This is a genomic window from Micromonospora sp. NPDC005979 (genome assembly GCF_040614415.1).
GTDB lineage: Bacteria > Actinomycetota > Actinomycetes > Mycobacteriales > Micromonosporaceae > Micromonospora.
This window is the reverse complement of sequence record NZ_JBEXUR010000013.1, coordinates 146,541-163,566: the sequence shown is the minus strand read 5'-3', so window position 1 is coordinate 163,566 and position 17,026 is coordinate 146,541. Positions and strand designations below refer to the sequence as shown.

20 protein-coding genes and 1 tRNA gene are annotated in these 17,026 nt (G+C 71.8%); 9 read left to right on the top strand and 12 right to left on the bottom strand.

Going from position 1 to position 17,026, the window contains the following annotated elements; all coding sequences use genetic code 11:
• The first annotated feature begins 31 nt into the window (after positions 1 to 31).
• On the top strand, positions 32 to 1,444 hold the full coding sequence (locus ABZ272_RS22175) for a helix-turn-helix transcriptional regulator (protein WP_355051837.1): 1,413 nt from the start codon (positions 32 to 34) through the stop codon (positions 1,442 to 1,444).
• Positions 1,445 to 1,447: 3 nt separating this feature from the next.
• Here the strand turns inward: ABZ272_RS22175 and ABZ272_RS22170 are convergent, their stop codons facing one another.
• The gene (locus ABZ272_RS22170; protein WP_355051836.1) at positions 1,448 to 2,056 is read right to left on the bottom strand and encodes an NUDIX hydrolase; all 609 of its coding nucleotides are present in this window, start codon (positions 2,054 to 2,056) and stop codon (positions 1,448 to 1,450) included.
• A gap of 264 nt (positions 2,057 to 2,320) precedes the next feature.
• Between ABZ272_RS22170 and ABZ272_RS22165 the strand changes: the two genes are divergently transcribed.
• Positions 2,321 to 2,542, top strand: a complete 222-nt coding sequence (locus ABZ272_RS22165) for a hypothetical protein (RefSeq protein WP_355051835.1) — start codon at positions 2,321 to 2,323, stop codon at positions 2,540 to 2,542.
• Between the two features lie 188 nt (positions 2,543 to 2,730).
• On the opposite strand, the gene ABZ272_RS22160 is transcribed toward ABZ272_RS22165, so the two are convergent.
• The 4 genes from ABZ272_RS22160 to ABZ272_RS22145 all read right to left on the bottom strand — a co-directional run bounded on the left by ABZ272_RS22160 (position 2,731) and on the right by ABZ272_RS22145 (position 4,916).
• On the bottom strand, positions 2,731 to 3,447 hold the full coding sequence (locus ABZ272_RS22160) for a cation transporter (RefSeq protein ID WP_355051834.1): 717 nt from the start codon (positions 3,445 to 3,447) through the stop codon (positions 2,731 to 2,733).
• Entirely contained in the window at positions 3,447 to 3,776 is a 330-nt protein-coding gene (locus tag ABZ272_RS22155) for a metalloregulator ArsR/SmtB family transcription factor (RefSeq protein ID WP_355051833.1), read from the bottom strand. Before ABZ272_RS22155 ends, ABZ272_RS22160 begins: the two co-directional genes overlap by 1 nt.
• A gap of 439 nt (positions 3,777 to 4,215) precedes the next feature.
• Positions 4,216 to 4,287 (bottom strand) — tRNA-Val (locus ABZ272_RS22150).
• Positions 4,288 to 4,337: 50 nt separating this feature from the next.
• Positions 4,338 to 4,916, bottom strand: coding sequence for a TIGR02611 family protein (locus ABZ272_RS22145; protein WP_355051832.1), 579 nt, complete (start codon positions 4,914 to 4,916; stop codon positions 4,338 to 4,340).
• Positions 4,917 to 5,189: 273 nt separating this feature from the next.
• On the opposite strand from ABZ272_RS22145, the gene ABZ272_RS22140 reads away from it, so the two are divergent.
• Positions 5,190 to 5,621, top strand: a complete 432-nt coding sequence (locus ABZ272_RS22140; protein ID WP_067311359.1) for an SsgA family sporulation/cell division regulator — start codon at positions 5,190 to 5,192, stop codon at positions 5,619 to 5,621.
• A gap of 101 nt (positions 5,622 to 5,722) precedes the next feature.
• Here ABZ272_RS22140 and ABZ272_RS22135 read toward each other — a convergent pair whose 3' ends face one another.
• On the bottom strand, positions 5,723 to 6,499 hold the full coding sequence (locus ABZ272_RS22135) for a glucose 1-dehydrogenase (RefSeq protein WP_355051831.1): 777 nt from the start codon (positions 6,497 to 6,499) through the stop codon (positions 5,723 to 5,725).
• 190 nt (positions 6,500 to 6,689) lie between these two features.
• Here ABZ272_RS22135 and ABZ272_RS22130 point away from each other — a divergent pair, with 190 nt between their 5' ends.
• Positions 6,690 to 7,664 carry an AraC family transcriptional regulator gene (locus ABZ272_RS22130; protein WP_355051830.1) on the top strand — a complete coding sequence of 325 codons (975 nt, stop codon included), beginning with the start codon at positions 6,690 to 6,692 and terminating at the stop codon, positions 7,662 to 7,664.
• 7 nt (positions 7,665 to 7,671) lie between these two features.
• Entirely contained in the window at positions 7,672 to 8,127 is a 456-nt protein-coding gene (locus ABZ272_RS22125) for an Rrf2 family transcriptional regulator (protein WP_355051829.1), read from the top strand.
• 4 nt (positions 8,128 to 8,131) lie between these two features.
• Here ABZ272_RS22125 and ABZ272_RS22120 read toward each other — a convergent pair whose 3' ends face one another.
• Positions 8,132 to 8,743: a malonic semialdehyde reductase gene (locus ABZ272_RS22120; RefSeq protein WP_355051828.1), complete on the bottom strand. Its 612-nt coding sequence runs from the start codon at positions 8,741 to 8,743 to the stop codon at positions 8,132 to 8,134.
• On the bottom strand, positions 8,740 to 9,300 hold the full coding sequence (locus ABZ272_RS22115) for a flavin reductase family protein (protein WP_355051827.1): 561 nt from the start codon (positions 9,298 to 9,300) through the stop codon (positions 8,740 to 8,742). The genes ABZ272_RS22120 and ABZ272_RS22115 overlap by 4 nt, the downstream gene beginning before the upstream one ends.
• A gap of 311 nt (positions 9,301 to 9,611) precedes the next feature.
• On the opposite strand from ABZ272_RS22115, the gene ABZ272_RS22110 reads away from it, so the two are divergent.
• Positions 9,612 to 9,791, top strand: a complete 180-nt coding sequence (locus ABZ272_RS22110; protein WP_355051826.1) for a DUF4236 domain-containing protein — start codon at positions 9,612 to 9,614, stop codon at positions 9,789 to 9,791.
• A gap of 161 nt (positions 9,792 to 9,952) precedes the next feature.
• On the opposite strand, the gene ABZ272_RS22105 is transcribed toward ABZ272_RS22110, so the two are convergent.
• A complete protein-coding gene (locus ABZ272_RS22105) occupies positions 9,953 to 10,870 on the bottom strand; it encodes a hypothetical protein (RefSeq protein ID WP_355051825.1) in 918 nt (305 codons plus the stop codon).
• 24 nt (positions 10,871 to 10,894) lie between these two features.
• Positions 10,895 to 11,416 carry a VOC family protein gene (locus tag ABZ272_RS22100; RefSeq protein ID WP_355051824.1) on the bottom strand — a complete coding sequence of 174 codons (522 nt, stop codon included), beginning with the start codon at positions 11,414 to 11,416 and terminating at the stop codon, positions 10,895 to 10,897.
• A gap of 49 nt (positions 11,417 to 11,465) precedes the next feature.
• Here ABZ272_RS22100 and ABZ272_RS22095 point away from each other — a divergent pair, with 49 nt between their 5' ends.
• Together ABZ272_RS22095 and ABZ272_RS22090 are read left to right on the top strand one after the other, a co-directional pair.
• Positions 11,466 to 11,927, top strand: a complete 462-nt coding sequence (locus ABZ272_RS22095) for a MarR family transcriptional regulator (RefSeq protein ID WP_355051892.1) — start codon at positions 11,466 to 11,468, stop codon at positions 11,925 to 11,927.
• 57 nt (positions 11,928 to 11,984) lie between these two features.
• The gene (locus tag ABZ272_RS22090) at positions 11,985 to 13,646 is read left to right on the top strand and encodes a tetratricopeptide repeat protein (RefSeq protein WP_355051823.1); all 1,662 of its coding nucleotides are present in this window, start codon (positions 11,985 to 11,987) and stop codon (positions 13,644 to 13,646) included.
• Positions 13,647 to 13,658: 12 nt separating this feature from the next.
• On the opposite strand, the gene ABZ272_RS22085 is transcribed toward ABZ272_RS22090, so the two are convergent.
• Both ABZ272_RS22085 and ABZ272_RS22080 read right to left on the bottom strand, forming a co-directional pair.
• The gene (locus tag ABZ272_RS22085) at positions 13,659 to 15,017 is read right to left on the bottom strand and encodes an ATP-binding protein (protein ID WP_355051891.1); all 1,359 of its coding nucleotides are present in this window, start codon (positions 15,015 to 15,017) and stop codon (positions 13,659 to 13,661) included.
• A 71-nt stretch (positions 15,018 to 15,088) separates the two neighbouring features.
• Complete coding sequence (locus tag ABZ272_RS22080; RefSeq protein WP_355051822.1) at positions 15,089 to 15,745, bottom strand: response regulator transcription factor; 657 nt, start codon at positions 15,743 to 15,745, stop codon at positions 15,089 to 15,091.
• A gap of 97 nt (positions 15,746 to 15,842) precedes the next feature.
• Between ABZ272_RS22080 and ABZ272_RS22075 the strand changes: the two genes are divergently transcribed.
• Positions 15,843 to 16,994, top strand: coding sequence for a sigma-E factor regulatory protein RseB domain-containing protein (locus ABZ272_RS22075; RefSeq protein WP_355051821.1), 1,152 nt, complete (start codon positions 15,843 to 15,845; stop codon positions 16,992 to 16,994).
• Positions 16,995 to 17,026 lie beyond the last annotated feature (32 nt).

The following is a 17,026-nucleotide window of genomic DNA, read 5'->3' as shown; positions in this document are numbered from 1 at the left end:
GAGTAGTTGGAACGCGACGCTGGGAGCTGCCGTGCTGCTCGATCCGCTGCGAATACCGGAGGATGCGTGGTCGCACGGCGAGGTGTTGGCCGTCCTGGCCGCCCGCGATATCGGCAGGCTGTTCCGCTGGATCACGAGTCTCACCGGGGCGAGTCAGAGCCGGATCGGGGCTGCGGTCGGGCTCGAACAGGGCTACGTCAGCCGGATCATCGCGGGTCGCAAGGTCACTTCGATCGACGTCCTGGAGCGGATCGCCGACGGCTGCCGGATGCCCGACCAGGCGCGAACCACGATGGGCCTGGCACCCCTACAGACCGCAGCACCATCCAGCCTCGACCGTCGCACCCCCAGCGAACCGCCGGCCACCCGGACCTGGCAGGAGGACGTACACAGTGCCACAGAGCTTTGGGGAGGTGACGTGAACCGCCGAGACGTACTCCGGCAGGTGGCTTTCAGTTCCGCCGGCTACACCCTGCCGGCTCTGCGCTGGTTCACCGCCCCCGGCCCAGCCCCGGTCACCCAACCCGGCCGCAGGACGGTCGGTCAACCGGAGATTGACACCATCCGCGCGATGACCGCGACCTACCGCCAACTCGACAACCAGTACGGCGGCGGCCACGCCCGCGACACCGTCGCCCGCTACCTCCACCAGGAAGTGGCCCCACTACTCACTGACGGCCGCTACGACCATGTCAGCGGTCAACGGCTGCTCAGCGCCGCCGCCGAACTGGCCCAACTCGCCGGCTGGCAGGCGTACGACACGGCCGAGCATGGCATCGCCCAGCGGTACCTGACCCTCGCCCTGGACTTCGCCCACGCCGCCGGAGACGACGGTCTTGGCGCGGAGATCCTCGCCGCGATGAGCCACCAGGCCACCTATCTCGGCTACACCACCACCGGCCTCGACCTCGCCCGCGCCGCCGGCCAGACCGCCCGCCGTGCCGGCGTTCCCGTGCTGACCGCCGAAGCCCACGTCATGGAAGCCCACGCCCTGGCCAAGGCCAGCGACGAACGGGCCTGCGCCGCCGCCCTGCACCAGGCGGAGCAAGCCCTTGACCGTGCCGACCGCAGCACCGATCCGCAATGGCTCAGCTACTTCGACGAGGCATACCTGTCGGCCAAGTTCGGCCACTGCTTCCACGCCCTCGGCCGCCACGCCCACGCCGAACGCTTCGCCACCCGATCCCTGCGCATGGACAACCGATACGTCCGAGGCAGAGCCTTCAACCTGGCCCTGCTCGCCAGCGTCCACGCCCAACAGGGCCAACCCGACCGGGCCTGCGCCATCGGCGCGGAAGCCCTGACTCTGACCGAGCAGCTCCGCTCGGCCAGGGCCGTTCGCTACGTCCGTGACCTGCAAACCCAACTTGCCGCATACCGGCGACTACCCGCCGTCCGGCACTTCACCGGCCGCGTTGACGCCACCCTCGGCCCCCGACGCTGACCGTCAAAGCTCTCCCCGGGCATTACGCGCGACCAACTCCAGCACCGCAATCACCGTGCCGGCACCGACGATCTCACCGCGGGACACCAGCTCGTACGCCTCGTTAAGGGGGATCCAGGCGACCTGCTCGGCCTCGTTCACGTCCACGGGCGCACCGATGTGCTCAGCCTGCCGGGCGAGGAACAGCAGGTTCTCGGCGTCCGCAGTGCCGACCCACGGTTGGAAGGACAGCAACGGCTCGACCTCATGGGGCCGCCAGCCGGTCTCCTCCTCAACCTCCCGCACCGCGCACTGCGCCGGATGCTCTTCGTCGTCGACGTAGCCACCAGGCAACTCCCACACCCACCGGTCGAGCACGAACCGGTGCCGCCGCATCAATAACAGCCGCTCCCGATCGTCGAGTACGGCGACCATGGCCGACCGGGGAGCCCGGATCACGTACTGCTCGAAACGAACCCCGTCCGGCAACTCCACTTCGGCAATGCTCAGCCGCGCCCGGCGGGAGTCGTCGACCACCCGCTCGCCGTGCACGGTCCACCGGGTCAACTCCGTCGCCTGATCCTGCTCCTCCACCCCGCCAGTATCCGCGCCGAACCTCACCACGCACCGCATGCCCGGTGAGGCAAAGAGCTGCAATCCGCTGACCGCATCTGTGTCAAGCGATGCCTATCCTGCGTCCTTTCGCGAGGTAGCTGGTCACGCCTTTGTCAGCAAACACGCCGACCCCGGCCGCGTCCATCGGCACCGGTTGCTGTCACCGCTGCTGTAGACGACGCAGTGCGGCAGGTACGGGATGTCCAAGCGGGCCATGGCTATGCAACACCGCAGCCAGGGCGCAGCCACGTCTCACTGCCGTCCTAGCTACACTCGGCCTCTATGACGACGATCTATGCGGCCCAGGAGTGGCACGGCCACGGGAAGCAGAACTACTACTGGAACGAGTACCGGCTCGAAGATGACACTGTCGTCAAGTACAAGTGCCACCGACAGAAGTTTTTCGACGGGGAAGAAAACACCTGGCAGGAGAGCGAGACGGTCGTGAAGTCCTGGAGGGTTGACGATCCGAGCATCCCCGACTGGCTCAAGCAGTATCTCTGATGGCGCACTCTTAGTTCGTGACGTCGCTCAGACGTTGAAGCGGCACTTGAAGCGGCTTCTCTTTGGCCTCTGGCAACGCTGATAGGGCGCTCCTCGGGGCACCCTTCGGGTCCTCGTCATGTCGCGCTACTTACCGACGGTTCACGCGGTCTTGTGCCCCGGGGTGGCGTCTGAAGTCCCGGCGGCCATTACTTTGTCTCGCCTGGACAGCAGGAGCATCCAGGCCCACATCCGCAGGCGTCGGCGATATCCGGCTGCACCTTAAGGGGCACCGCGCAGCAGGCGTCGCCACGCCACGCCTCTCGCCCTTCCTTGACCGCCACTGCTGCAATAACGAGCCCGGCCAGTGGGTCTGCCCAGGACCAGCCGAACAGGCTGTTGAGGCCCAGACCGACCAGTACCACGGCTGACAGGTAGGTGCAGAGCAAGGTCTGCTTGGAGTCGGCCACCGCTGACCGGGAATCCAGCTCACGACCGGTGCGCCGCTGCGCGTAGGACAGCACCGGCATGATGAGCAGCGACAGGGCGGCCAGGACCAGACCGACCGAGGAGTGCTCGGCCTCTCCGCTACCAGCGAGCGCGCCGACCGACTCGACGGTGACGTACGCGGCAAGCGCGTAGAACGACACCGCGATGATCCGCAGTGCGACCTTCTCCCGCGCCTCGGGGTCACGGCCGGCGAACTGCCACGCCACCGCCGTCGCCGAGGACACCTCGATGACCGAATCGAGGCCAAAGCCGATCAAGGCGGTAGAGGAAGCAGCGGCACCGGCCGCGATTGCCACCACCGCCTCGATCACGTTGTAGGTGATCGTCGCCGCCACCAGGAGCCGAACCCGCCGAGCAAGGACGGCCCGCCGAGCTGCGAGGCCGCCGGACTGGACGTGAAGCAAAGGGACGGACATCAGCAGCAGCCCTTCTCGTCGACTTCCACACACACGCTTGGGTCAACTGACAGGACCAGGCTCAGCAGGTCACCGAGCGCATGAGCCAGCCGCATGTCGGCCAGCTCGTAGCGGGTCCGCCGCCCCTCGGGCACTGCCACAACCAAGCCACAGCCACGCAGGCACGCAAGGTGATTGGACAAGTTCTGGCGCGTCGTGCCGACCAGGTCGGCTAGGTCCGCCGGATAAGCCGGAGCCTCCCGCAGCGCCAAAAGCAACCGCGCGCGAATGGGGTCAGACAACGCATGGCCGAACCGGGCGAGCACTTGTCCGTACGTCAACGTCTCCACACAACCACAGTACAGGGAACGCTGTATTCAGCGCTGGATGTACCAGGTCAGCCATCCCGCTTGCCGGCGACCTGCCCTCCTGCGGAGCAGGCCGCCCGGACCGCCACGTCAAGACGGCCTAGCTGCACGATCGGACGCTGGCAGGTCGGGCACACCCGCCGCCGCCCTCAATGGACAAGCCCTCACCGGGCTCACGCCTCCGCCCCACGAGTAAGCCCTTAAGAAATGCGCCGGGCACAGTCGGTCGAAGCGGACAGGTTGGCGCGTGAGCTGTCGTTTCGCCTGGCATCGAGGTCAGTGGCGAACGCTTCGCTTTCCTCCAACGGCGGCCCGCAATAAGTCGCGACCGACTCATGGGTGACTCACGATCTCTGCTACGAGACAGCAAAAAGCCGGCTGGACTGCGTCCAACCGGCCTCTGACCTGCGAAGACTGAGAGTGGGCGATGCTGGTATCGAACCAGCGACCTCTTCGGTGTGAACGAAGCGCTCTCCCACTGAGCTAATCGCCCTCAGCGCCGTTGACTCTACCCGATCGTGGAACCAGACCAAAAATCCGGGGTCAGCGCGCCGCGAGGTACTGCCTCGCCTCGGCCACCACGTCGATGCCGAGGCTGAGCTTGAGGGAGAGCCAGACCACCGCTGCGACGAAGACCAGGCCGACGGCGCCGAGGACGAAGCGCAGCGGCAGTGACTGCCGTCTCACCCAGCGTGTCCAGCCGTGGACGTGCCGGCGGGTGAAGCCGAGCAGTCGGCGGGCCCAGTGGAATTCGACGGCCCAGATGCCGAGGCCGGCGATGACCAGCAGCCAGCCGGGGCCGGGCAGCGGGATGAGGGCGATGCCGATGGTGACCACCAGCGCGCCGGCGATCGCGATGAAGATCTTGAGGGCGATCCGGCCGGTGGGGTTGGCCCGGATCAGGTCGAGCGTGGTGGAGATCCGCTGTCGCCAGTGCGGGCGGCGCGAGGGCTCGCCGACGACGAGGACGCCACCGGGACGGCCCGGCTCGGGCGTCGACCGTCCGGGTCGCTCGGGCTGCTCCATCGGCACGTCGTACCCCCGCTTTTCGGCTGCTCGGACCGCGACGTTCGGCGAGCCCGGCGCGGTCACCGGATCCACTGAGGATCGGTTCGTGACCATTTCACCCCCCAGTGTCGCTCGGGCCCGTCACTGCAACGGCCGACTGGACGTTACCGGAGTAAGTCGACGACTGAGCCACCCGACGCCGGGCGGCATCACACACTGGGCAGAACCGGAAATCCTACATGAATGTTCACATTCACGAGGCGCTTCCGTCCCCCTTCCCACCACTGGGTGAAGTCAGCGTATGGCGGAGCGTAGCCAGGAGTAGCACCTGAGTATGGGAAAAGCGGGACACGCGCGTTCCGCAGCGGTGCCGGGGGGAGAACGTCCATGAGTGTCATCCGACCGACGACCGTAGAGGTCGAGACGTCGCTAAGGCTCGTCGCGCCTGACGCCACCGCCTTGCCGGTGCGTGCCAGTCTGCGTTACGACCCTGCTGACCCGTATGCGGTCCATGTCCTGTTCCACGCCGAATCGGCCGGTGGGGAGGCGGTGAGCTGGTCGTTCGCTCGCGAACTGCTGGTCACCGGCCTGGACGAGCCGGCCGGTATCGGGGATGTCCGGGTCTGGCCCTGGGCCACACCGCGCGGCGACTTCGTCGCGCTGGCCCTCTCGTCACCGGACGGCAACGCCCTCTTCGAGGTGCCGCGCAGCGTCCTGGTGCGATTCCTTCGACGCACGTACGTGGTCGTCCCGCGCGGTCGTGAGGCCGAGCACCTGGACGTCGACACTGCGGTGAGCCGGCTGCTCGCCGGCCGCTGAAAAGAGCAACACCGGGGCCGCGCGGATCTGCCGAGTCCGCGCGGCTCCGGCACACCCAACCCAGGGGGTACGACCACAGCCCGACCCGGGTTGGCCCGTGCTCAGCCGTGCGTGGTGATGCCGCCGTCGACGGGGATGACCGCGCCGGTCAGGTACGCGCCGGCCCGCGACGACAGGTAGATGGCGGTGCCGGCCATGTCCTCGGGGCGGCCGATGCGGCCCAGCGGCACCTGCTGTTCGATGGCGGAGCGGCTGGCCGGGTCGTCGAGCGCGAACGCCATCATCTTGCTCTCGAACGGGCCGGGCGCGATCGCGTTGACGGTGATCTGCTCACCGGCGAGCTGGTGGGCGAGGCTGCGGGTGAGCATGTGCACGGCGGCCTTGGTGGCCGAGTACGCGTACACCTCCATGAACGGCACCCGGATGCCGTCGATGGACCCGATGTTGATCACGCGGGCCGGGTCGTCGGCGCTGGCGGCGGCGCGCAGCGCCGGCAGCAGCGCGGTGGTGAGCCGGAAGACGGCCTTGACGTTGACCGCCCAGAGCTTGTCGAACGCGGCCTCCGGGTAGCTCTCCAGCGGCGCACCCCAGGTGGCGCCGGCGTTGTTGACCAGCACGTCGAGGCGGTCGACGCGCTCGCGTACGGCGGCGGCGAGGGCCTGCGCGCCGTCGTCGGCGCTCAGGTCGGCGGGGATGGCCTCGCACCGGCCCTCGGCGGAGAGTTCGTTGGCGACCTGCTCGCAGACGTCCGCCTTGCGGGACGAGATGATCACGCGGGCGCCGGCGCGGACGAAGCCCTGGGCGATCATCAGCCCGATTCCCCGGGACCCGCCGGTGACCAGGACCGTCTTGTCTTCCACCGAGAACAGCTCCGTCATAGGAATCCCATCGCGAGTCGGCGTGATCCGTCGTCCGGTGAGCGGCCGGCGGGGCGCCGGGCGGACCGGGCCCGGACGGCGCTACCGCCGGGTAACGTAGCCCGGCCGTGGGGACCACGACAAGCCTCGACGTCGCGGCGTACCCCGGTCAGGATGCGGTGACCTGCGGTTCGGGCTACCGTCGCAGGCGATGGTCTCCACCGATCCCTCCCCCGCGCCATCGATCGGAACGGCATCACCCGTACCCGACGAGATCTCCACGTTCGCGCTGGCCGACCTGGCCGGTGACCCCGGCTGGCGGCGGCCCGTGTTCGTCGAACGGGAGCTGCTGATCCTCACGACCCGCGGCCACGGCGACGCCGAGCTGGATTTCCACCTCCTGCCGTGCCGACCCGGCACGCTGCTGCGGGTCCGCGCCGGTCAGGTGCTGCGCTGCGCCGGCCCCCAGTTCGACGCGTCGGTGGTCGGCTGGACCGCCGACGCCCTGCACGGCCTGGCCGTCGACGAGGACGCGGCGCCGACCTGGCGGCAGTTAGCCGGCGAGGACGAGGACGCGGTGATCAACGAGGTGAGCCAGTTGGCGGTGGACTGCCAGCGGCACGGCGTCGGCCCCGCCGGCCGCGCGCTGCTGCGGCACCAGCTCGCCGTGCTGCTGCTGCGGTTGGCGCTGCCCGACGCGGACCAGGCCGGGCAGCGTAACGAGGCCGAGACGTTCCAGCGGTTCTGCCGCGAGGTGGAGCACGGCTACCAGGCGTCCCGGCGGGTCGAGGACTACGCCGCCGCGCTCGGCTGCTCGGTGCGTACCCTGACCCGGGCCTGCCTGGCCGTCACCGGCCGCAGCGCCAAGCAGGTCATCGACGAGCGGGTGGCGTTGCAGGCCGCCCGGCTGCTCGCGGCGAGCGACGAACCGATCGCGCAGATCGGCCGAGGGCTCGGCTTCTCCGAACCGACCAACTTCGGCCGGTTCTTCACCCGGGAGATCGGGGTCAGCCCCGGCGCGTTCCGGGCCTCCCGCGACCAGCCGGCGGGCGGCCGGGTCGTCCGACCCCGACCACCGGTCGAGCCGACGGGCGCCAACGGCGGGCGCTTCCGCTCCGGCACACCCGGCGGTCCCGGCAACTCGGGCCGGCCCGGTGGCCCGGGTATCCCGAGCGGGCGGGCATGATGACGGGGTGCAGATCTCCGCGCGCGGCGACTACGCGGTACGTGCGGCGCTGAGCCTCGCGACCGCGTACCCCTCGCTGCTGTCCACCCAGGCCATCGCGGCGGAGCAGGACATGCCCCGCAAGTTCCTGGAGGCGGTCCTGGCGGATCTGCGCCGGGCCGGTCTCGTCCGCGCCCAACGCGGCGCGGAGGGCGGTTACACCCTGGCCCGACCGCCTCGTGAGGTGACCGTCGGCGCCGTGTTGCGCGCGGTGGAGGGCCCACTCGCGGGCGTACGCGGCCTGCGCCCGGAGGAGACCCGTTACGAGGGCTCGGCGGAGAACCTGCCCGGCCTGTGGGTGGCGGTGCGCGCCGCGGTGCGACGGGTGGTCGACGAGGTGAGCCTCGCCGAGATCCTCAGCGGTCGGCTGCCCGCGCACGTCCGCAAGCTCACCGCGCTGCCGGACGCGTGGGAGCCACGCTGACGCCTCACAGGGCGCGCACCACCTCGTCGGTGTCGAGTCGGGGCAGCCGGTCGCCCCAGGCGTCCGGACCGGGGTGGCCGACGTTCACCAGCAGCAGCGCCTCGTGCCGGCCGTCGGGAAAGAACTCCCGCGTTACCCCGGCGGCGTCGAACCCGGCCATCGGGCCGGCGGCGAGCCCCGCCGCGCGTATCCCCAGCAGCAGGTAGCCGATCTGGAGGGTGGCGCTGAATCGGGCCTGCTCGGCGCGGGCCGTCCGATCACCCAGCCACTCCCGGGCCTGCGGTCGGTGCGGGTACAGCTCGGGCAGCCGCTCGTGGAAGTCCACGTCGGCGGCGAGCACCGCCGCCAGCGGCGCGCTGGCCGTCTTCGCCCGGTTGCTCGACGACACGTACGGCAGCAGCCGGGCCCGGGCCGGCGGCGAGCGCAGCAGCAGCACCCGTAGCGGCTGACCGTTGTACGCCGTCGGCCCGTACCGGACCAGATCGTGGATCGCGGCCACCTGCGCGTCGGTGACCGGCTCGTCGGTGAACGTGTTGGCGGTGCGGGCCGCCCGGAACAGCAGGTCCTGGGCGGCCCGGTCCAACACGAGCGGGTCGGCCGTGACGGGCGTGCTCACCCGCCGGCCGCCGTGGTGTAGCCGCCCCGGTGGTGCACCAGCGGTGGGCCGTCGCCGCCGTCGCCCAGGGCGAGCGGTTCGGCGATGACCAGGGTGTGGTCGCCGACCGGGACGCGGTGCACCACCCGGCAGAACAGTCGGGCCAGCACCCCGGTCAGCAGTGGCACCCCGAACGGCCCGGCCGTCCAGTCCGGGTAGGCGGCGAACCGGTCGATACCGCTGGTGGCGAAGACGGCGGCCGCCTCCCGCTGCCCGGCGGCGAGCAGGTGGACCGCGACGTGTTCGGCACGGGCCAGCACCGGCCAACTCGACGACTCCGTGCCGAGGCAGAACGAGACGAGCGGCGGTTCCAGTGAGACCGAGGTGAACGAGGTGGCGGTGAATCCGGCCCGGATCGGCTGGCCGAACCCGCCCAGGCACGCCGGGTCGGTGGACCGGGCCACGGCGGTGACCACGGTGACGCTGGTGGCCTGTCGGCGCAGCAGCGCGCGGAACAGGTCCCGGTCCACCGGTCGCAGGTCGGTCGCGTCCGTCGTCGGACGCTCCACGGTGGTCACGCCGGCACCGGGGCCGGCGCGGCGTGGGCGATGAGGGGAGGCTCAGTCCGCGGCAACATGAAACCCATGCTGCCGACGGCGCGAACGGCCGGTCAACGGTCTTCCACAAGATGAGACTTGCATCGCCGACGATGTTACGGAGCACCTTCAGCAGCGTTTACCGCAGCGCAACACCCATCTGGTGGATAGGAATTGCCGGTGTCGTGGCGGCACACCGTCCACCCGGGACGACGAGGGGGTTTCGGAATTCGCCCGGCCGGGAATGTTCGATACCGACACGGCAGGGAACGGTTGACGAGGGGAGTGCTCCGATGGGCCTCATGTTTCGCAAGCGCAAGAAGATCGGTCCGCTGATCCTGAACTTCACCGAGAACGGGTTCTCCTCGTGGAGCATCAAGATCGGACGCTGGTCCTGGAACTCCAAGGCCCGGGCACACCGCGTCGACCTGCCGGGACCGCTGTCCTGGAAGCAGGACAAGGCCCGGTCGTAACGACCGGGAGTCGAGCGGGGCGCCGGTGATTCACCGGCGCCCCGCTCGGCGTCTCCGCCCCGACCGCCCACCCTCCACCTCGTCGATCTTGCACTTTCGGTCGACGTTCTGCGCGGAAACATCCCTCGTGTCGCCGCAGCAACTGCAAGATCACGGGGGTCTCAGGGGGTTGGGGTGATGAGTTCGTCGCCGGCTAGGCGACCGGACTCGCGGTCTCGGGTTACCTTGCCCTCGTCCACGAGGGTGGCGAGGGCGTGGTTGGCGTCGGTGGCGCGGTAGACCGTCGCGGTCAGGGTGTGCCGGCGCAGCTCGGTGACCGGGCGCGGTCCATTCCGGCGTAGTTCGGCCAGCAGCTCGCGGGCCAGCGGTTCCCGGTCCGGGTCTTCGGCCACCTCGACAGGTGTGCCCGTCGGGTCAGCCGGATCGCGGTAGCGCACCCGGAGGCCCGCGCCGACCGTCCAGAGCGCATCGCGGACCGCCTCCAGGCTCCGGTCCGAACGGCTCCCGAACGCGATCACGCCGGGCGCCTCGTCGTCCGAAGCGTCGCCCACTCCCCCGTCCGACTCCAGCACCGGCGCCACCTCGGCGACCAGCGGGAAGCCGGCGAGGCCGAGGGCCGGGCGGGCGCTGGTGGCGGCGTGCAGCAGCACTTCGCCGTTGCGGCCGTTGGCGCAGGCACGCAGCACCTCGGCGTGCGCCGGGCCGGCCAGGTCGACGAAGCAGAACAGCGGCGCCCCGGCCGCGGCGGCCGCCTTCAACGCCACCGGCAGCCGGGCGGGGCCGCCGGGCAGCAGGTGCACCGTCACCTCGGGAGGCAACTCCGCCTCGACCGGCCCGAGCCGGGCCGGCAGGTCGCTGGCCTCGTCGGCCAGCGCCAGAATCGTCACCTGCCGGCCGCGTACCTGCGTGGCGTGACCGGCGACCGCCCGTAGCGCCGCCTCCGCGCCGCCTCCGTCGGCACCGGCCCAGGCCAGCGCGACGGTCACGCGGCGGGAGCGGTGCAGGGCGACGGGCAACCAGGTCGCCAGGTGGCGGACCAGCAGTTCGCGGAGGACGTCGGCGGTCCGGTTGGTTGGCATCGGTCCGTTCTACCCCATGGCCGTTCAGGCCGGGACGGAGATCCCCACGCCGCCGCGCGTCTGCCCGCCGTAGCGCTGCCGCTCGGCGGCCAGGTCGAGCCGGCCGATCCGCTTGCGGGCGGCCAACGTGGCGTCGTCGAGCTGGTCGGCCGGGACCAGCCAGACCACCTCGAATTCCAGCCCGTCCGGATCCTGCCCGTAGAGGCTCTTGGTGGTGCCGTGGTCGGACGTGCCGACCAGCGCCCCGGCGGCGGCGAGCCGCTCGGCGGTGGCGGCCAGCTCGTCGAGGGTGTCGACCTCCCACGCCAGGTGGTAGAGCCCGACGGTGGACCGGCCGGCGGTCGAGCGCCCGGCGCCCGCGCCGATCTCGAACAGGCCGAGGTCGTGGTCGTTGGTGGAGTCGGGAGCCTGGAGGAAGGTCGCGCCCCGGAAACCGGCCGGGGTCATCTCGACCGGGGTGAAGCCCAGCACGTCGCGGTAGAAGGCGACGCTGCGGGCGAGGTCACTGACGTAGAGAACCGCGTGGTTGAGCCGGTGGATACCCATGACCCCACACTAGCGCCAATTTGTTGAGCGTTCAACTATCCGGAGTATGATGGCCGTCATGACCCGCTGGCTTGACCCCGACGAGCAGCGCACCTGGCGGGCGTTCCTCGCCTCCTCCCGAGCGCTGATGGACACGCTCGACCGTGAGCTGCAACGCGATGCCGGAATGCCGCACGCCTACTACGAGATCCTGGTCCGTCTCTCCGAGGCGCCCGGTCGGCAACTACGGATGAGCGAGCTGGCCGAGGCGTCCGGGTCGTCGCGCAGCCGGCTCTCGCACGCCGTGGCCCGCCTGGAGGAGGCCGACTGGGTGCGCCGCGAGGACTGCCCCACCGACCGACGCGGGCAGATCGCGGTGCTCACCGACGACGGTTTCGCCACCCTCGCCGCCGCCGCGCCCGGCCACGTGGACGGCGTACGCCGGCACCTCTTCGACGCCCTGAGCCCCGCCCAGGTCGACCAGTTACGCCGAATCAGCGAGACGTTGGCCGAGCACCTGAGCAGATCCTGACCGATCGACACCGGCGCGGGTCTTGTACTTACCGTCGTCGGATGAGCACGATGGGGCGTGTCCTCCGGCTTCGACGAGTTGACTGACCAGGCGCACCACCTCGTGTCCGCTGGCGACATCGCCGGTGCCCAACGGCTGCTCTCCGACGCGCTCACCGACGCCGACCCCCGCCCGGCCAACGCCACGCCGGAGCTGGCCGAGGCGGCCAGCCTCCAGGCGCGGGTACTCGTCGCCCTCGGCGAGCCGCACTCCGCCCGCGGCTGGGCCGCCTTCGCGTACGCGGCCACGACCCGGTTGCACGGCCGCTCCGACCCCCGCACGGTGGCCGCCGCCGCGACCCTGGCCGCCGTACTGCACCGGGTGGGCAGTCACTCCCGGGCCGCCCGGCTGTACCAGGACGTGATCATCGAGCTGACCGCGCAGGACGGTCCCGAGTCACTGCGGGTGCTGGCCGCACACGCCGACCTGGCCACCGTCGAGTACGCCCGGGGCCAGTGCACGGTCGCCCGCGACCGTCTCCAGGACGCCTGGGAGCTGCACCGCGAGGTGTACGGCGACGGCCACCCCAGCGGCATCAAGATGTTGGCCCGGCTCGGGTCGATGCAGCGCGACTGCGGGCAGTTCGCCGAGGCGCACGACAACCTCGCGCTGGCCCGCGAGCTGTGCCGGCAGCATCTGAGCGCCGACGATCCGCTGGCCCTCCAGGTCGCGTCGCTGGCCCGGGCCGCCGCCAACCCCGACCACGTCTGCGCCGACGACACGTCCGCCGTCCGGGACGCACCGGTGGTGCCGGCCGCGCGCACGCCGCCGCCTCAGCCCGATCGGCCGCTCGATGCCGCCTACTACCCGCCGGCCCCGCAGGCCGCTGCTCCCGCCGGCCGTACCGACGAGGGCCTGGCTGGTTCCGGAGTCTCCAGCGGCGGCCCGGTACCGAATCCGCGGGTACCGGCCGACGAGCCGGACGGCTCCCCGGACTTCCGCTGGCCGCCGGCCGACGAGCCGGACGATGTCCCGGGCCTGCGCTGGCCGCCGGACCCGACGGACGATCCCGTCCCGCACCCCACCGTCGCGCCGGTGCCACCGTCGGTGGCCGGGTTCACGGGCGGCACCGAAGAGTCGTCCGGCGTGTACCGGCTGTACCGTCCCGGCGCGTCGTCCGAACCGGACCGACCGTCGGCGCCGCTGACGCCGTACACGCCGTCGCGGCTGCTGCCGGTGCCCGTGCACCGGGCGCCGGCAGCGACACGCAACAGGCTGGTGCCGGTGCTGGTGGCCGGCGTGGTCGTGGTGCTGCTGGGCACGGCGGCGGTGATCGCCGGCGTGGCGCGCGTCGGCGACGGGGACGACCCGAAGTCCGGGCCGGCACCGAGCACCGGCCCGAGCGGCACGGCCGCGTCCCCGACCACCGGCGCCCCGACCGCCGGCACGACCGCGCCGGCCGCCGCGCCGGGCACCCCGCCCGGCACGGTGTCGCTGCGCGACAACCGGGACAACATCGCCCTGCGCTGGACGTACCCGGCCGGCGGCGAGGGGCCGGTCATCGTCTCCGCCGGCCGGGCCGGGCAGGAGAAGACCGCGATCGCCACGCTGCCCGCCGGCACCGACAGCTACATCGTGTACGCGCTGAACCGCGCCAACGACTACTGCTTCACCGTCGCGGTCGTCTGGTCCACCGACACCGTGGCGAGCGCCAACCAGGTCTGCACCCGCCGTCGCTGACGTCCGCCGTACTCAGGGTCGGGCAACCGTCGGTGGCGGCTCGCCCCCGGCCGGCGTCGCCGGGAGCAGCAGGCGTACCCGTAGGCCGTGCGGGCCGTCGGCGTCGGCCAGGGTGATGGTGCCGCCCGCACGGCGCACCAGCTCCCACACGATGGCGAGGCCGAGGCCGGCGCCGCCGTGGTCGCGGCCCCGACCGTCGTCCAACCTCGTGAACCGGTCGAAGACCCGGCCACGATCGGCCGCCGCGATCCCGGGGCCGTCGTCGGTCACCGTTACCAGGTGGTACGCGGTCTCGTGCGGCTCGACCGCGAGGACGACGCTGCTCTGCGCGTGCCGGACCGCGTTGTCGACGAGGTTGGCCAGCACCCGCCGTAGCTCGGCCTCGTTCCCGGCCGTCCACAGCGGCCCCGGTGACGGCTCCACCCGCACCGGCGGCGACGGATACCGGGCGGCGACCTCGCTCAGAAGCGCCGCCAGGTCGACCGGACCGGTGCCCCGCGACGCCGGCATCTCGTCCAGGCGGGCCAGCAGCAGCAGGTCGTCGACCAGCCGGCTCAACCGCTCGGTGTCGGCGAGCAGGTTGCCGGTCACCGCCGTCCAGTCCGTCCGGTCGGCGAGCCGCTGGGCCACCTCCAACTCGGTACGGATGTTGGCCAGCGGGCTCCGCAGCTCGTGCGCGGCATCGGAGACGAAGGCCCGCTGCCGGGCCCGGGCCGACTCGAGCCGGCCCAGCATCCCGTTCAGGGTCACCGCCAGCCGATGGATCTCGTCGGCGGAGGCGGGCACCGGAAGTCGACCGGCGCCAGCCCGCCCGGTGATCTCCTCGGCGCCCCGGCGCAGCGCCTCCACGGGACGCAACGTCGCGCCGACCACCCGCCACGCCACCCCGGCCAGGACCACCACCAGCAGTGGGAACGCCACCAGCAGGATGGTCCGCACCACGTGCGTGCTCTGCCGCACGTCGGCCATCGAGCGGGCGACCAGCACGGTGAGCGGATCGGCCGACGTGCCGGCGGGTACGGCGACCACCCGGACCGGTCCGCGAAGCCCGACCCGCTCGGCGGGAACGTCCAGGCGTTGCCGGTGGCCGGTGTCCAACCACTCGGGGCGGGCCATCGGGACCAGCCGGTCCGCGTCGATCGAGGCCGCCCGGACCCGCCCCTGCGCGTCGATCACCTGGACCCGGACCTGCCCGCCAGCCACCGGCAGCGGGTCGGGCAGCGCGTCCTCGGCGGCGAGCAGGGCGACCGCGTCGGCGGTCCGGAACGCCTCGGTGTCCACGTTGCGTTGGAGCACGAAACGGAGCGCGCCGAGCAGCACCACCCCGCCGAGGGCGAGACCGATGGTGAGGCCGAACACGCCGAGCGCCAGGAGGCGGCCCCGCAGCCCCAGGCCGTGCAGGCCCCGGCGGGGCGACCAGCCGCGCGGCGGGTCGGCGGAGGTCACGTCGCCAGCCGGTAGCCGGCGCCCCGGATGGTCTCCAGCCGATCCCGGCCGAGCTTGCGACGCAGGTAGCCGACGTACACCTCGACCACGTTGGGCGCCGTCTCCAGGCTGGCGTCCCACACGTGGTCCAGTAGCTCGATCTTGGAGATGACCTGGCCGGGGCGGCGCATCAGATAGTCCAGCAGGGCGTACTCGCGCGCGGTCAACGTCACCTCGGCGTCGGCCCGGGTCACCCGCCGACGGGCCGGATCGAGCCGCAGGTCGCCGACCGCCAGCACGGCGGGGCGCTCCGGCGCTCCCCGGCGCAGCAACGCCCGCAGGCGGGCCAGCAGCACCACGTACGAGAAGGGCTTGGTCAGGTAGTCGTCGGCGCCGCAGTCCAGGCCGTCGGCCTGGTCGTACTCGCCATCCTTGGCCGACAGCATCAGCACCGGCAGCCAGTGCTGCTCGGCGCGCAGCCGGCGCACCACCTCGTAGCCGGAGAGCCCGGGCAGCATGACGTCGAGGATCATCGCGTCGTACCCGCCGTGGCGTGCCGCGTCCAGGCCTTCTGGGCCGGTCGCCGCCACGTCGACCGCGAACCCCTCGGCCTGCAGACCACGTTGCAGGGCAGCCGCCAGCCGGGCCTCGTCCTCCACCACCAACAACCGCACACCTCAAGGGTGCCACCCGGGTCACAGCTCGCGGTTCGGCGTCCTCAGCGCGTTCACAGCGCCGAGCGGGCAGGATGTCGGGCAGGAGGTGTGCACCATGTCGATCCTGAGAAGTCGTCCCGTCCTGCGGTGGCTGGTCCCGGTGGCCGCCGGCGTCGCCGTCATCGGTGGCGGCGCCGCCGTCGGCACGTTCGCCGCCGAGGCCGAGCCGAGCCTGCCGCCGCGTACCGCCGCCCAGCTCCTGGTGGACCTCCAGACCTCCTCCCTGGAGGGATTGTCCGGGACGGTCGTGCAACGCGCCGACCTCGGCCTGCCGCCGCTCGTCGGGCTGGTGCCCGGCAACGACCTGACCGCCCTGCTGAGCGGCACGCACACCCTGCGGGTGTGGTACTCCGGCCCGGACCGCCAGCGCGTCGCGCTGGTGGACACGCTCGGCCAGCGGGACATCATCCGCAACGGTCGGGACGTGTGGACCTGGGAGAGCCGCGGCAACACCGCCCGCCACCGCGCCCTGGGAGACTCGACGGGCGCCGCGAAGCCAGAGGCGACGCCGAGCCTGCCGGCCACTCCCCGGGAGGCCGCCGACCTGGCGTTGAGCGCGATCGATCCGAGCACCGAGGTCAGCGTCGGCCGCTCGGCCACCGTCGCCGGTCGGGACGCCTACGAGCTGGTGCTCGCGCCGCGTGACCGTGACTCGCTGGTGCACCAGCTCCGGATCGCCATCGACGCGAAGCAGCACGTGCCGCTGCGCTTCGAGGTGCTCGCCTCCGGTAGCGACCAACCGGCCTTCGAGATGGCGTTCACCCAGGTCGACTACCGCCGCCCCGACGCCGACCAGTTCGCCTTCAACCCGCCTCCCGGGGTGAGCGTCACCGAGGAGACCGCCGAGCGGCCGACCGCCGGCCGGCCGGCACCCGTCGCACCGGGTCGGGACCCCCAGGTGCGCACGGTCGGCGACGGCTGGACCACCGTCCTGGTCGCCCGCCTCGACGCCGCCGAGGGCCAGCAGCCGGCCGCCGCCGGTGCGGGCCAGAAGCCGGCCGACGCCGGTGCGGGCCAGAAGCCGGCCGACGCCGCGCCGGACGCCGACCTGTCGAAGCTGCTCGGTGGCCTGCCGGCGGTCAGTGGCGACTGGGGCAGCGGGCGGCTGCTCACCGGCAAGCTGTTCAGCGTGCTGCTCACCGACGACGGGCGGGTGCTCGCCGGAGCGGTCACGCCCCAGCGGCTCTACCAGGTGGCTCGCGGCTGATCTCCGCACACTCCCACGCCGGGTCGACCACA

Coding starts and splice junctions, on each gene's coding strand:
- ABZ272_RS22160 (WP_355051834.1), bottom strand. CDS start 3,447: ATGTCCGTCCCTTTGCTTCACGTCCAGTCCGGCGGCCTCGCAGCTCGG.
- ABZ272_RS22130 (WP_355051830.1), top strand. CDS start 6,690: ATGGTCTCCACCGATCCCTCCCCCGCGCCATCGATCGGAACGGCATCA.
- ABZ272_RS22110 (WP_355051826.1), top strand. CDS start 9,612: ATGGGCCTCATGTTTCGCAAGCGCAAGAAGATCGGTCCGCTGATCCTG.
- ABZ272_RS22135 (WP_355051831.1), bottom strand. CDS start 6,499: ATGACGGAGCTGTTCTCGGTGGAAGACAAGACGGTCCTGGTCACCGGC.
- ABZ272_RS22105 (WP_355051825.1), bottom strand. CDS start 10,870: ATGCCAACCAACCGGACCGCCGACGTCCTCCGCGAACTGCTGGTCCGC.
- ABZ272_RS22095 (WP_355051892.1), top strand. CDS start 11,466: ATGGCCGTCATGACCCGCTGGCTTGACCCCGACGAGCAGCGCACCTGG.
- ABZ272_RS22170 (WP_355051836.1), bottom strand. CDS start 2,056: ATGCGGTGCGTGGTGAGGTTCGGCGCGGATACTGGCGGGGTGGAGGAG.
- ABZ272_RS22075 (WP_355051821.1), top strand. CDS start 15,843: ATGTCGATCCTGAGAAGTCGTCCCGTCCTGCGGTGGCTGGTCCCGGTG.
- ABZ272_RS22165 (WP_355051835.1), top strand. CDS start 2,321: ATGACGACGATCTATGCGGCCCAGGAGTGGCACGGCCACGGGAAGCAG.
- ABZ272_RS22145 (WP_355051832.1), bottom strand. CDS start 4,916: ATGGTCACGAACCGATCCTCAGTGGATCCGGTGACCGCGCCGGGCTCG.
- ABZ272_RS22140 (WP_067311359.1), top strand. CDS start 5,190: ATGAGTGTCATCCGACCGACGACCGTAGAGGTCGAGACGTCGCTAAGG.
- ABZ272_RS22100 (WP_355051824.1), bottom strand. CDS start 11,416: ATGGGTATCCACCGGCTCAACCACGCGGTTCTCTACGTCAGTGACCTC.